Here is a 13,653-nt window from a genome sequence, read left to right on the forward strand (position 1 = left end):
AAGGCCAAGCAATCTAATAAGTCGCGCCATAATACCTTTAAGTTATATGGATATAGCTGTCGTTAAACCGGGTTATCCATATCAATAAACCGATGTTCAATCCCGAAATGGCTGGCCAGATGTTCACCCAACGCCCGCACGCCGTAGCGCTCCGTGGCGTGGTGCCCGGCGGAAAAAAAGTGAATGCCGTTTTCCCGGGCGGCGTGCACCGTGGGCTCGGAAATCTCACCGGTCACAAAGGCATCCGCGCCCAGCGCGATAGCCTTGTCGATATAGCCTTGGGCCGCGCCGGTACACCAGGCCACACGTTTGATCGGGCGGTCGCTGCCAGCAATATGCAGGGGTTCGCGTTGCAACACCCTGGCAAGATCCGCTGCCAGCTCGCTACCGCTCATGGACCGAGCCAGCTCGCCATACAACCCCACCGAGCGCGGGTTATCCGGTTCAAGACCGCCGCTGATCGACCAGCCCATTAGCTGCGCGAGCTGCGCGTTATTACCTAACGTGGCATGCACATCCAAGGGCAGGTGATAGGCCAGCAGATTAAGCTCGTTGCTGAGTAGCGTTTTCAAGCGCCGTTGTTTGATGCCGGTGATGACAGCCGGTTCGCCCTTCCAGAAATAACCGTGGTGTACCAGCAGCATATCGGCATCGGCGGCCACCGCAGCATCAAGCAGCGCCTGACTGGCGGTGACACCTGTGACCAGCAGACTGATAGATGCTCGCCCTTCGACCTGCAAACCGTTGGGGCAGTAGTCTTGAAAAGCCGCGCTGTCGAGCAGCGCGTTGCAATAATCGACCAAGGTGGCGCGATCTATCATGGGCAGAACTCCTTCAACTGAATATCACCATTGTCCTGTCTGCTGTGCCCTTTGGCCAGTCACGCTGATCATTCTCGTTCGCTGACTCGGCAGAATAGCCCCTATAGCCTTATACTATGACGCAATGCTTGTCTGCCGACAGCTGGGGAATCTGGGAATAAAGAATGAACGCACTATTGCGCAACTGGATCTGGCCTGCCCTGTGTGGGGTATTGCTGGCGCTGCTGATTCTGCAGTACTACCCGCACTGGCTCGGCATGCCCGATGACAATGGAGATAAAGCCCCTCTCATCTCGGAAGCCAATTCTGCTAATGGGCAGCCCTCCCCTCAGGGCCCCTACTCCTATAGTGATGCGGTGCAGCGTGCAGCCCCGGCCGTAGCCAATATCTATACCAGCAAAGTTGCCAACGGCGACACACCCCAGCCTTTTCCAAACCCACCTTTACGGGATTATTCGGAAACGCTGCCCGTACCCAGCCGCCAGCAGACCAGCCTGGGCTCGGCGGTCATTCTCAACTCAGAAGGGTATCTGCTGACCAATAATCACGTGGTTGCCGGTGCGGACGAGATTTTGGTCGCCCTACGCGACGGGCGCGAAGCCCTGGCCACGCTGATTGGCACCGATCCAGAGACAGATCTGGCGGTACTCAAGATTGATTTACCGGATCTGCCGGCGGTCATGATCAGCCCTAATCCGCAGCGCATTGGGGATGTGGTCATGGCCATCGGCAATCCTTTTGGTCTTGGACAGACGGTCACCATGGGTATTGTCAGTGCCACCGGCCGTAACCAACTCGGCTTGAATACCTATGAGGATTTCATTCAGACCGATGCTGCCATTAACCAGGGCAACTCCGGTGGCGCGCTGATTGACGCCAATGGCAACCTGATCGGTATCAACACCGCCATTTTTTCCCAATCGGGGGGCTCGCAGGGTATTGGTTTTGCCATTCCGGTTAATCTGGCGGTAGAAGTCATGCAGGCCATTATCGTTCAAGGCCGAGTTATCCGCGGCTGGCTCGGGGTGGAGGTGCAGCCACTGACCATCGAGCTGGCCGAGTCTTTCGGGCTGGATATCCGCGAAGGCATTGTGGTCTCAGGCCTTTACCGTGAAGGGCCGGCCTGGCAGGCCGGGCTGATGCCAGGCGATGTGATCTTGCGCATTGACCAGGAGCCGGTCAGTACCGGGCGCCAGGCAATGAATCAGGTCGCCCGAGCCAACCCAGGGCAGAAGGTCCGCCTGAGCATATTGCGCAACGGCGAAGCCATGCAGTTTGAAGCGGAAGTGGGCGTAAGGCCAAGCTTCCGCAGCTAGAACACTGGCCGTATGCCGCGGCTCAGACCAGCGTCTGCAGTGCTTCAATCAGTTTGGCATTCTGCTCTGGCGTGCCGATGGTGATACGCAGAAACTGCTCGATACGCGGCTTGGCAAAATGCCGCACAATCACCCGCTGCTCACGCAAACCCTGGGCCAACTGGGCCGCATCGCGCTGCGGATGTCTGACGAAGACAAAGTTGGCCGCCGATGGCAGTACGTCAAAGCCCATCTCAGCCAAGTTGCCTGCCATCTGCTCCCGGCTCTGGATCACCGCCCGCCGGGTATGATCGAAATACGCCTGATCACGGAATGCCGCTTCGGCACCAGCCAGAGCCAGGCGGTCCAGAGGATAGGAGTTAAAGCTGTTCTTGATTCGCTCCAACGCCTCAATCAGATCCGCATGCCCTACCGCCAGGCCGACTCGCAAGCCGGCTAGCGACCTTGATTTGGACAGGCTCTGGGTCACCAGCAGATTAGGGTACTGGTCTACCAGGCTGATTGCCGTTTGCGCACCAAAATCGACATAGGCCTCATCCACCACCACGACCGAATCGGGGCTGCTGCGCAGCACTTGCTCGATCTGCGCCAGAGTTAGCGCGATACCGGTAGGCGCGTTCGGGTTGGGGAAGATAATACCGCCGTTAGGCTGGGCATAATCCTCGATATTGATGGTGAAATCCGCCGCCAATGGCAGGGTCTTCTGTTCAATACCATAAAGCCCACAGTACACCGGGTAAAAACTGTAGCTGACATCCGGAAACAGCAACGGCTTGCCATGCTGGAACAGGCCATGAAAAACATGCGCCAATACCTCATCTGACCCGTTACCGACAAATACCTGGGTCGGCTGCACATGGTAATACTCAGCAATGGTGCTTTTAAGGCTGTCGGCATTAGGCGCGGGATAAAGGCGCAACGACGCATCGGTTACCGCCGCAATGGCTTCAAGCACCGCCGGCGAGGGACCGAATGGGTTCTCGTTGGTATTCAGTTTGACCAGATTATCCAGCTTCGGCTGTTCACCCGGCACATAGGGCACCAGGTCTTTGACGAAGGGGCTCCAGAATCGACTCACAGATTGATCCTCATTTGAGCTTCAAGCCTCAAGATCCAAGCGTCAAGCCGGCCGTGCAGACTGCACCGCTGAGCTTGACGCTTGCCGCTCGCAACTTGGCGCTAGGGTTTGATCCGGTATTCCGCACTGCGGGCGTGGGCGGTGAGGCTTTCGCCGCGGGCCAGGACGGAGGCGGTCTTGGCGAGCTCGGAGGCGCCTTCGGGCGAGCAGAAAATCACCGACGAACGCTTCTGAAAATCATAGACCCCCAGCGGCGAAGAAAAACGCGCAGTGCCGGAGGTGGGCAGTACGTGGTTGGGGCCGGCGCAGTAATCGCCCAGCGCTTCCGGGGTAAATCGGCCCATAAAGATCGCCCCGGCATGCCGAATGCTTGGCAGCAGCGCATCCGGGTCGGCCACTGACAGCTCCAAATGCTCGGGAGCTATGCGATTGGATATCTCACAGGCTTGTTCAAGACTCTCGACCTTGATCAGCGCGCCGCGGTTCTCCAATGAAACACGCACCATATCCGCACGCTCCAAGCTGCCAAGCAAGTTGTTCAGGCTGGCTTCCACGGCGTCCAGAAAGGCCGCATCCGGCGATAACAGTATCGACTGCGCATCTTCGTCGTGTTCGGCCTGGGAAAACAGGTCCATGGCAATCCAGTCGGGATCGGTCTGACCGTCACAGATCACCAGAATTTCCGAGGGGCCAGCAATCATGTCGATGCCCACCTGACCAAAGACCGCACGCTTGGCCGTGGCCACATAAATATTGCCGGGGCCAACAATCTTGTCGACCTGGGGTACACTTTCGGTGCCATAGGCCAGCGCCGCTATGGCCTGAGCGCCGCCAATGGTAAAGACCCGGTCAACGCCCGCCAGACAGGCAGCCGCCAATACCAGTTCATTGATTTCACCACGCGGCGTAGGCACAACCATGACCACTTCACGCACGCCAGCGACCTTGGCCGGTACGGCATTCATGATCACTGATGAGGGATAGGAGGCCTTGCCACCCGGTACATACAGACCGGCGCGATCCAGCGGCGTAATCTGCTGACCGAGCACGGTGCCGTCAGCCTCGGTATAGCGCCAGGACGGTTGCGACTGGCGTTCGTGGTAGATACGTACCCGCTCGGCAGCCACTTCCAGCGCGGTGCGTTGTTCGGGCGTGATGCGTTCCAGCGCCAGCTCCAAACGCGCGCGGTCGAGAATCAGGTCGGCCATGCTGGCGACCTGCAAGCCATCAAAACGCGCAGTGTATTCCACCAGCGCTGCATCGCCGCGCTCGCGGACTGCCGCGATGATTTCCTCCACCCGCTCATTCACACTTTTGTCCGACACGCCTTCCCATGCCAGCAATGCGTCGAGATGCTGCTTGAAATCAGCCTGATTGGCATCCAGACGAGCGATTTTAAGCGGTGTACTCATGGCAGTTACCTTTCTTGAGATAGGTGTGAGACAGCGTCAGGCTGCGCGCTGATCTACTGCTGCGGCAAGCAGATCAATCAGCGCCTTGATGCGCGCGTGCTTCATTTTCATCGCCGCTTTGTTGACGATTAGCCGCGAGCTGATGGTAGCAATCAATTCCTGCGGTTCTAAACCGTTGGCACGTAGCGTGTTGCCGGTATCGACCACATCGATAATCTTGTCGGCCAAGCCCACCAACGGTGCCAGCTCCATGGAGCCGTACAGTTTGATCACCTCAACCTGACGACCCTGCTCCGCGTAGTAGCGGCGCGCAACATTGACGAACTTGGTCGCCACGCGCAAACGACCGCGAGGCTCCGGCGTGTTGACCGGGCCGGCGGTCATCAGCCGGCAATTGGCGATTTTCAGGTCCAGCGGTTCATAGAGCCCCTGGCTACCGTACTCCATCAGCACATCTTTGCCCGCCACACCCAGATCGGCAGCGCCCAACTCTACGTATGTTGGCACGTCAGTGGCGCGCACGATCAGCAAGCGCACACTGGGATCGGTGGTATCGAAAATCAGCTTGCGGCTTTTCTCCAGATCTTCCAACGGCTCGATGCCAGCCTGCTTCAACAGCGGCAAGGTGTCATCCAGAATGCGGCCCTTGGACAGCGCGATGGTCAGTGTCTCGGTCATGCGGAGATCCTTGTCTGGTTCAGGCTGGTACACGGCGGATGATCGCGCCGAGCGCCTGCAGCTTTTCTTCGATACATTCGTAACCACGGTCGATGTGGTAGATGCGGTCTACCAAGGTATCGCCATCGGCCACCAGGCCGGCAATCACCAGGCTGGCCGACGCCCGCAGGTCAGTCGCCATAACCGGTGCGCCCTTGAGACGCTCGACACCCGTAACGATGGCCGTGTTGCCTTCCACCAAAATCTGCGCGCCCATGCGGTTCATTTCCTGCACGTGCATAAAGCGGTTTTCGAACACGGTCTCAATAACGGTACCCGTGCCTTCGGCCACCGCGTTCATGGCGATAAACTGCGCCTGCATATCGGTCGGGAATGCAGGATAAGGCGCGGTGCGCAGGTTAATCGCCTTAGGGCGGTTGCCTTTCATATCCAGACTGATCCAGTTCTTGCCGGTTTCGATGTGCGCGCCGGCTTCTTCCAGCTTGAGCAAAACCGCCTCGAGAATCGATGCGTCAGTGTCCTTGAGCTTGACCCGCCCGCGTGTTGCTGCGGCGGCTACCAGGTAGGTACCGGTTTCGATACGATCAGGCATTACCGAATAGCGCGCGGCGTGCAGACGCTCAACGCCGTCGATGGTAATGGTATCGGTCCCGTGCCCTTTGATATTGGCGCCCATGGCAATCAGGCATTCAGCCAGATCCACCACTTCAGGTTCGCGGGCAGCGTTTTCCAGCACGGTACGTCCCTTGGCCAACGTGGCAGCCATAAGGATGTTTTCGGTACCGGTCACCGTTACCGTATCAAAGAAGAAATGCGCGCCGCGCAGCCCGCCTTCAGGCGCGCGTGCCTTGATGTAACCCTCTTCCACAGTGATCTCTGCCCCCATGGCCTCCAGGCCGCGGATATGCAGATCCACCGGGCGCGAACCAATCGCGCAACCGCCGGGCAATGCGACTTCGGCATAGCCGAAATGCGCGACCATCGGGCCCAGCACCAGGATCGAGGCGCGCATGGTCTTGACCAGCTCATAGGGCGCGATCAGCGTGGTGATAGTAGTCGGATCAACCTCCACATTCATGCGCTCGTCCAGCACGGGTTCAATCCCCATGCGGCCAAACAACTCGATCATGGTAGTGATGTCGTGCAAGTGCGGCAGATTACACACGGTCACCGGTCCGTCAGCCAGGAGTGTCGCGGCCAGAATGGGCAGCGCGGAATTCTTGGCACCGGAAATGCGGATTTCGCCGTCCAGGCGGTTACCGCCGGTGATGATGAGTTTGTCCATGTGCAGATCGTCTCTCAGGGCTTGGGGCAAAAGGGCTTGGGCAAATTAGTGCAACAGCGCCGAGACGCTGCGCAGGTCTCAGGGGCGGTTGGCCCAGGCTTCGCGGGTGAAGAATTTCATCGTTACCGCATGAATGCTGCCGTCAGCAATCTGCTCGTTGAGCAGTGCATAAATCTGTTGCTGCCGCTTCACCGGTGACAATGCCGCAAGGCTATCGCTGATCACCAGCAATTGAAAATTGCAGCCTTCACCTTCTACTTCCAACTGGGTATCGGGCAGTTGCGCCTCAATCAGCTTCTTGACTTCTACCGCCTGCATAATAATTCCAATATTCCGATGTGGTAATGACGGATGTTTTAACGAGCCTTTCAGGCCGCTACGCTAGCCAGCCAGTCTTCCAGTTCACAGACCCGAGCTATGCTTTGCAGCCCTTCCGGCATGTTAACTACGCGTAATTGATCGCCGCGTGCGGTAACGATACGCGCGGCAAACAGAATCAACGAGAGCCCGACGCTGTTGGCGTGACTGACTCCAGACAAATCCAGAGTGACAGCGCCCTGCACCTGCTCCAGGCTTTGCTGCAGCTCCCGGCGCACGGCCATTGCATTGACAAAATCAAGCTGGCCTTCCAGCGTTATATGACCCGGCTCAACCAGCTTCAGTTGTGCGCTCAATTCTTCGCCTCTTTATCGACCTGTTCTTCAACCTGCTCGACGGACTGCGCAACTACGCCACCCCAGCCATCAATCACGGCATCCAGGTTATTGCGGTTGGCCTGCATGGCTTGCGCGAACTGGTCACGGAACAACAGGCCGATGTTGATGCCTTCAACGATCACATTACGGACTTTCCACTGACCGTCCAGATTCACCATAGTGTAGGTCACCGGGTACACATTACCGTTGGAGGAGCGGATTTCCATATCGACACTGGTACGTTCAGCCGACCGTTGACCACGGCCGTTACTGGGCAGCACCTTGATTTGCCCGCTATCAAAATCCAGTAGCGCATTGCCGTAAAATTCGACCATGCTGCGCTTGAAGGTGTTGATAAAGCGCTCCATCTGCTCATCGCTGGCTTGACGGCTATAGCGCACGGTCATGACGCTACGGGCGATACCGTGAAAATCCACAACCGGGTCCAGCACTTCATTGAGACCTTCAATGAAGGCGTCCGTGTCGTCCTTGTAAGTATCACGATTGGCGTCCAAGACGGTCATGACCCGGCTGGAGGTATCTTCCACAATTTCTTGCGGCGTAGCCGCATTTGCCTGAGCCAGCAGCGGAATGCTCAGGCTTACGGCCAGTAATAGGTTGGTCAGTAAACGCATGGTAAATCTCCGATTAATCTTCTTTGCTGACGGTATTGAGCAGGAAACGTCCAATCAGTTCCTCAAGTACCAGGGCTGACTGGGTATCATAAATTTGATCTCCCTCTGCCAACATGGTTTCTTCACCGCCTACGCTGATACCTACATATTTTTCACCGAGCAGACCGGCTGTTAAAATGGATGCCGTACTGTCCGATGGCAGGGTATTGATGTTGCCATTAATGGCCATCTCAACCTTGCCGGTGTAACGATTCTTGTCAAATTCGATGCCCGTGACCTGACCGATAGTGACCCCCGCCATAGTGACCTTGGCGCGGGGCGTCAGGCCCGCCACGTTGTCAAAATGAGCATAGACTTTGTAGCTGTCTGCCGACGCGCTCATGGTCAGTCCGCTGACGCGCAGCGCCAGCACCAGTAGCGCCAGGATGCCGATCAGAATGAACAGACCAACAGTTAATTCAAGAGTACGGGTACGCATGTTCGGTTTCCTTGGCTGATCAGAACATCAACGCTGTAAGAATGAAATCCAGGCCGAGAACAGCCAGTGACGCATAGACTACGGTGCGCGTTGTCGCACGACTGATACCCTCGGACGTCGGTTCACAGTCATAACCCTGGAATACCGCAATCCAGGTCACCACAAAGGCGAACACTACGGCCTTGATCAGGCCGTTGAGCACATCGTCAGAAAAGGTGACCGAGTTCTGCATGTTGGCCCAGTAGGAGCCGGAATACACTCCCAGCCAATCCACGGCAACCATCGCGCCACCCCAGATACCGACCACGCAGAAAATCATTGCCAGCAGCGGCATAGAGATAAACCCTGCCCACAAGCGCGGCGCAATCACGTACTTGAGCGGATCCACGCCAATCATTTCCAGACTCGATAGCTGCTCAGTCGCTTTCATCAAGCCGATTTCGGCAGTCAGTGCCGAGCCCGCACGGCCGGCAAACAGCAGTGCGGTGACCACCGGGCCGAGTTCACGCAGCAATGTCAGAGCGACCATCTGCCCGACCGCCTGTTCCGAGCCGTAGGTACTGAGAATATTGAAGCCCTGCAGGGCGAGCACCATACCAATAAACAGCCCGGACACAATAATAATCGCTAGTGACAGCACGCCAACCGCATATAACTGTTTGAGCAACAGCGCCCAACCACTGCCGAAATTCGAGCGGCCGCACAGCGCCTGGAACAGGAATACACCTGAGCGACCCAATGCCTCCAGCACGCCAAGTCCTGAGGCACCCATCATAGCCAATCTGTCAGTCAGGGCTTTCATAATTGTCCTTTCCCCCCGATCAGATCATCCATAAAGCCCGGTGCTGGGTAATGGAAAGGTACCGGGCCGTCGGGCTCGCCGAGCATGAACTGTCGGATACGCGGATTGTCCGAATGCATCAAGTCATCCGGCTTACCGTGGCCCAGCACTTGGCCATCGCCCACTACATATAAATAGTCGGCAATACTCGCGGTCTCGGCCAGATCATGTGACACCACAATACTGGTCAAGCCCAACGCATCGTTGAGCAAACGGATCAGCCGCACCAGCACGCCCATGGAAATAGGGTCCTGACCGACGAAAGGTTCGTCATACATCATCAGTTCGGGATCCAGCGCGATAGCTCGTGCTAGCGCCACCCGGCGCTTCATGCCGCCAGACAACTCGTCTGGCATAAGCGCATGGGCGCCCCGCAGACCTACCGCCTGCAGTTTGAGCAACACGATATCGCGGACCATGTCTTCACTCAGGTCGGTATGCACGCGCAATGGAAAGGCGACATTCTCGAATACCGATAGATCAGTGAACAACGCGCCACTCTGAAACAGCATACCCATATGCTGGCGCGCATCGAACAGCTCCTCACGCTTGAGCTGCGGAATATTTTGACCATTGACCAACACTTCACCGCTATCCGGGCGCAACTGAGCACCGATCAGCCGTAGCAGCGTGGTCTTGCCGCAGCCACTGGGACCCATGATGCCGGTCACTTTTCCGCGCGGGATGCGAATGTCGACCCCATCGAAAATGAGGCGTCCATCACGCCTGAACGTGACCTTTTTCAGGTCAACTATATAGTCTGAAGAGTCGGTCATAAATGCATCGGGCTTCTCGGAGCTGCCATAACGTGGCGGGCAATTTGGACGCGCTAATATACCAGTTTGCGCTTGGCAGCCCAAGTAACCGGAAAACAATTAGCGCTCTGAGCAATATCTACTCATCAAATTCCGGGGCCTGCGCTACTGCATTGGAACGCTCCGGCGCCGCCGGACTCCAAGCTGAACGCCGACCTGTCCACGGCAACTCACCCTCATTGGTGAGTTGGATGGCACAAGGCGCTATACTAAGCGGCCCGACCATTACCTCAAGATACTTCATGCCTGATTTCAACTACACAGCCTCTGCCCGGCGCACCATCGAAATGGAGCGCGACGCCGTCAACAGCTTGCTGGAGCGGCTTGACCAGGACTTCACCGCCGCCTGCAACGCGTTAATGGCCTGCACCGGACGGGTAGTGGTGACCGGGATGGGAAAATCGGGACATGTCGGCAAAAAAATCGCCGCTACGCTAGCGAGCACCGGTACACCGGCGTTTTTTGTCCATCCTGGCGAGGCGAGCCATGGCGATATGGGTATGATCACCCGTCAGGATGTCGTCATTGCCCTATCCAATTCTGGCAATACGGCTGAAGTAGTTACCCTGCTGCCCCTACTGAAGCGCCTGGGCATTCCGCTGATCAGTATTACCGGCAATCCTGAGTCCATCATGGCCCGCGCGGCGCTGGCCAACCTGCACACGGGTGTAGAGCAAGAAGCCTGCCCGCTGAATCTGGCGCCCACTTCCAGCACCACGACCGCCTTGGTCATGGGCGATGCCCTGGCGATTGCCCTGCTTGAAGCCCGCGGCTTCAGCGCCGAGGACTTTGCCTTTTCACATCCCGGCGGCACCCTGGGTAGACGCCTGCTGCTGCTGGTCGATGACATCATGCATGGCGGCGACAGCATGCCGCTGGTCACGCCAGACACTTCTCTGCGCGATGCGCTGCTGGAAATGACGCGCAAAGGTTTAGGCCTCACTGGCATCACCGATGACCAAGGTCTATTAGCCGGGATCTTTACCGACGGCGATTTGCGCCGCACACTAGACCAGAGCATCGACATCCGCAGCGCCGGCATTGCCGAGGTGATGACGCGCAACTGTAAGACGGTGCAACAGGGCATACTCGCCGCCGAAGCACTGAAAGTGATGGAAGACGCCAAGATCAGCGGTCTTTTCGTTGTCGACGCACAACACCGCCCGGTGGGCGCACTCAATATGCACGATCTTCTGCGCGCAGGGGTGGTATGAGCCAAATGGACCAGCAAATGCTTCGGCGTGCCAGCGTCATTCGCTTGGCGATATTCGACGTCGATGGCGTACTGACCGATGGTCGGCTGTATTTCATGCCGGACGGCACCGAATTCAAATCCTTCAATACCCTGGACGGGCATGGCATCAAGATGCTTATGGCCTCCGGCGTTGAAGTCGCCATTATCAGTGGCCGCTCGTCGCCCTTAGTGGAAAAACGCGCGGCCAATCTGGGTATCCGCCATCTTATCCAAGGCCGCGAAGACAAGCTCAATGCCCTGGCAGAACTGCGTAACATTCTGGATGTCGAGCTCGATCAAATCGCTTTTCTCGGCGATGACCTGCCCGATCTACCGGTCATGCGTCGCGTTGGCCTGGGGATAGCGGTGGCTAATGCTGACAGCTTTGTGCGTGAGCATGCCCACGGTATTACCCGGGCCTCTGGCGGAGCGGGTGCAGCACGCGAATTCTGCGAGCTGATCATGTTTGCCCAAGGCACTCTGGAAGCGGCCAGGGCGGCGTACCTGTAATGGCCGGCCTTCCAAACATCCCCCGCTATCTGCTCACTGCGCTACTGGTGGGTTTGACTGTGGTCATCGGCGTATCGGTCGGCTACTTCAATATTCGCCCCGCCAGCTTTGATGGAAATCTGCGCATCAGCGATCCAGACCAGCCTGATTTCTTCATGGAAAACAATCGCATACGCATGCTCAACGAACAAGGCACGCCAGCCTACGAGCTGACCAGCCTCAGGGCCACCCACCAAAGCAGTGATGACGCCACGGTGATGGAAAAGCCCCGCCTGATGTTTTACCGGGGAGAGGCGGCAGAGCCTTGGCTGCTCGAAGCAGATCATGGCGTCATCACTGAAAATGGTGACCGCGTCGAGCTGACCCAGAACGTTCTACTGCAAAGTCAGGATCCTGCCCAGCCCAGCCGGCGCATGACCACCGAAGCATTGACCCTTTTTCCTGCTCGGGATTATGCCGAAACCGCACAAAGCGTTAGAATTGAGGATGCCGACAACGTGACTACTGCCGTCGGCATGCAAGTTTATCTTAACGACGGCCGCCTCGAGCTGCTGTCCACCGTAAGGGGCCACCATGAGGTTCGTTAAATCCCTGGGCTTAGCTGCCCTGGTACTGGGGCTTGCTGTGTCTGCGACAGGTTTCGCTGCGGACCGCGACCAGCCCATCCGTATTCAGGCCAACAGCGCCACGCTGGATGACCGCAGCAACACCGCAGTCTATAACGGCGACGTGATCATTACCCAGGGCAGCATGCGCCTGACCGGCAACCGCGTAACGCTGAATACTGATGCTGAAGGGGCCGTCAGCAAAATTGTCAGCCAGGGCACACCCGCCACCTACAAGCAGACACCTGCGGACGGCTCTCCGGTCGACGCGCGCGGCCAGACGATCGAGTACCACGCTGATGAAGACCGCGTGGTATTGATCGAGAAGGCCTTTTTGGAACAGCAAGGCAACACCTTTCAGGGCGAGTACATCAGCTACGACATCAACCGCCAGGTAGTCGACGCGGGTCGCGCGGCCAGCGCCGGCGGGACCGGCGCGCAGCAAGACCGGATAGAAATCCTGATTCAACCACGCAAGCGCAGTGAACCGGCCACGCCATGACCACACTAGAAGCGCGCCACCTGGCCAAGGCCTACAAATCTCGCAAGGTCGTGCGCGATGTGTCGGTCTCTATCAACAGCGGCGAGATAGTCGGCCTGCTCGGCCCTAACGGCGCGGGCAAAACGACCTGTTTCTACATGATCGTCGGTCTGGTCAAAGCTGACGAGGGCACTATTCTGGTCAACGGCGTGGATGTCACCAAGCTGCCCATGCACGGCCGGGCACGCCAGGGTATCGGCTACCTGCCGCAGGAAGCCTCAATCTTCCGCAAGCTCAGTGTGGCTGACAACATCATGGCTATTCTGCAAACGCGCAAGGACCTGGATAAACAAGGCCGCGCCGAGGCGCTGGAGTCGCTGCTGCGCGAGTTTCATATCCATCATCTGGCCGGCAGCCTCGGCATGAGCCTCTCCGGCGGTGAGCGGCGCCGCGCCGAGATTGCCCGAGCACTGGCCACTGAGCCCAAATTCATTTTGCTTGATGAGCCCTTTGCCGGCGTGGATCCCATTTCCGTCAATGACATCAAGCAAATCATCAAGCATCTGAAAAGCAAGGGTATTGGTGTATTGATCACGGACCATAACGTGCGTGAAACATTGGATATCTGCGATAAGGCCTACATTGTCAATGACGGGCACATCATTGCCGAAGGTGATGCCGAAACCGTTCTGGCCAACCAGACAGTCAAGGACGTTTATCTTGGCCACGCCTTCCGCCTGTGAATCTGCCAGGAATTCAGGCATGCTAA

At 57.5% G+C, this 13,653-nt stretch carries 17 protein-coding genes; 6 read left to right on the top strand and 11 right to left on the bottom strand.

What is annotated here, in order from left to right; genetic code table 11:
- Nucleotides 1-62: 62 nt before the first annotated feature.
- A complete protein-coding gene (locus K787_RS0102010; RefSeq protein ID WP_022961113.1) occupies nt 63-821 on the bottom strand; it encodes a Nif3-like dinuclear metal center hexameric protein in 759 nt (252 codons plus the stop codon).
- Between the two features lie 164 nt (nt 822-985).
- Here K787_RS0102010 and K787_RS0102015 point away from each other — a divergent pair, with 164 nt between their 5' ends.
- Nucleotides 986-2,137: a S1C family serine protease gene (locus K787_RS0102015; RefSeq protein ID WP_022961114.1), complete on the top strand. Its 1,152-nt coding sequence runs from the start codon at nt 986-988 to the stop codon at nt 2,135-2,137.
- A 22-nt stretch (nt 2,138-2,159) separates the two neighbouring features.
- On the opposite strand, the gene hisC is transcribed toward K787_RS0102015, so the two are convergent.
- From hisC to K787_RS0102065, 10 genes are all read right to left on the bottom strand, one after another.
- Nucleotides 2,160-3,215, bottom strand: coding sequence for a histidinol-phosphate transaminase (hisC, locus tag K787_RS0102020; protein ID WP_022961115.1), 1,056 nt, complete (start codon nt 3,213-3,215; stop codon nt 2,160-2,162).
- Nucleotides 3,216-3,316: 101 nt separating this feature from the next.
- Nucleotides 3,317-4,627 (bottom strand): histidinol dehydrogenase, encoded by a 1,311-nt coding sequence (gene hisD, locus K787_RS0102025; RefSeq protein ID WP_022961116.1) that lies wholly within the window; start codon nt 4,625-4,627, stop codon nt 3,317-3,319.
- A gap of 36 nt (nt 4,628-4,663) precedes the next feature.
- Nucleotides 4,664-5,305 carry an ATP phosphoribosyltransferase gene (gene hisG, locus K787_RS0102030; RefSeq protein ID WP_022961117.1) on the bottom strand — a complete coding sequence of 214 codons (642 nt, stop codon included), beginning with the start codon at nt 5,303-5,305 and terminating at the stop codon, nt 4,664-4,666.
- A gap of 19 nt (nt 5,306-5,324) precedes the next feature.
- The gene (gene murA / locus K787_RS0102035) at nt 5,325-6,590 is read right to left on the bottom strand and encodes a UDP-N-acetylglucosamine 1-carboxyvinyltransferase (RefSeq protein WP_022961118.1); all 1,266 of its coding nucleotides are present in this window, start codon (nt 6,588-6,590) and stop codon (nt 5,325-5,327) included.
- Nucleotides 6,591-6,668: 78 nt separating this feature from the next.
- Nucleotides 6,669-6,908 (bottom strand): BolA family protein, encoded by a 240-nt coding sequence (locus tag K787_RS0102040; RefSeq protein ID WP_022961119.1) that lies wholly within the window; start codon nt 6,906-6,908, stop codon nt 6,669-6,671.
- A gap of 50 nt (nt 6,909-6,958) precedes the next feature.
- Nucleotides 6,959-7,264: an STAS domain-containing protein gene (locus K787_RS0102045; RefSeq protein WP_022961120.1), complete on the bottom strand. Its 306-nt coding sequence runs from the start codon at nt 7,262-7,264 to the stop codon at nt 6,959-6,961.
- Nucleotides 7,261-7,920 (bottom strand): MlaC/ttg2D family ABC transporter substrate-binding protein, encoded by a 660-nt coding sequence (locus K787_RS0102050; RefSeq protein WP_022961121.1) that lies wholly within the window; start codon nt 7,918-7,920, stop codon nt 7,261-7,263. The genes K787_RS0102045 and K787_RS0102050 overlap by 4 nt, the downstream gene beginning before the upstream one ends.
- Nucleotides 7,921-7,933: 13 nt before the next feature.
- Nucleotides 7,934-8,398, bottom strand: coding sequence for an outer membrane lipid asymmetry maintenance protein MlaD (mlaD, locus tag K787_RS0102055; protein ID WP_022961122.1), 465 nt, complete (start codon nt 8,396-8,398; stop codon nt 7,934-7,936).
- 19 nt (nt 8,399-8,417) lie between these two features.
- Complete coding sequence (gene mlaE, locus K787_RS0102060) at nt 8,418-9,200, bottom strand: lipid asymmetry maintenance ABC transporter permease subunit MlaE (RefSeq protein WP_022961123.1); 783 nt, start codon at nt 9,198-9,200, stop codon at nt 8,418-8,420.
- Nucleotides 9,197-10,015 carry an ABC transporter ATP-binding protein gene (locus tag K787_RS0102065; RefSeq protein ID WP_022961124.1) on the bottom strand — a complete coding sequence of 273 codons (819 nt, stop codon included), beginning with the start codon at nt 10,013-10,015 and terminating at the stop codon, nt 9,197-9,199. The genes mlaE and K787_RS0102065 overlap by 4 nt, the downstream gene beginning before the upstream one ends.
- A gap of 281 nt (nt 10,016-10,296) precedes the next feature.
- Here K787_RS0102065 and K787_RS0102070 point away from each other — a divergent pair, with 281 nt between their 5' ends.
- Genes K787_RS0102070 through lptB form a run of 5 tightly spaced genes read left to right on the top strand, consistent with a single transcriptional unit; the run spans nt 10,297 to nt 13,627 of the window.
- The gene (locus tag K787_RS0102070; RefSeq protein ID WP_022961125.1) at nt 10,297-11,268 is read left to right on the top strand and encodes a KpsF/GutQ family sugar-phosphate isomerase; all 972 of its coding nucleotides are present in this window, start codon (nt 10,297-10,299) and stop codon (nt 11,266-11,268) included.
- A gap of 5 nt (nt 11,269-11,273) precedes the next feature.
- On the top strand, nt 11,274-11,798 hold the full coding sequence (locus K787_RS0102075; protein ID WP_028614499.1) for a KdsC family phosphatase: 525 nt from the start codon (nt 11,274-11,276) through the stop codon (nt 11,796-11,798).
- Entirely contained in the window at nt 11,798-12,385 is a 588-nt protein-coding gene (lptC, locus tag K787_RS0102080; protein WP_022961127.1) for an LPS export ABC transporter periplasmic protein LptC, read from the top strand. The genes K787_RS0102075 and lptC overlap by 1 nt, the downstream gene beginning before the upstream one ends.
- Nucleotides 12,372-12,905 (top strand): lipopolysaccharide transport periplasmic protein LptA, encoded by a 534-nt coding sequence (gene lptA / locus K787_RS0102085; protein WP_022961128.1) that lies wholly within the window; start codon nt 12,372-12,374, stop codon nt 12,903-12,905. The genes lptC and lptA overlap by 14 nt, the downstream gene beginning before the upstream one ends.
- Entirely contained in the window at nt 12,902-13,627 is a 726-nt protein-coding gene (gene lptB, locus K787_RS0102090; RefSeq protein ID WP_022961129.1) for an LPS export ABC transporter ATP-binding protein, read from the top strand. Before lptA ends, lptB begins: the two co-directional genes overlap by 4 nt.
- Nucleotides 13,628-13,653 lie beyond the last annotated feature (26 nt).

The organism is Halopseudomonas pelagia CL-AP6 (assembly GCF_000410875.1).
GTDB lineage: Bacteria > Pseudomonadota > Gammaproteobacteria > Pseudomonadales > Pseudomonadaceae > Halopseudomonas > Halopseudomonas pelagia.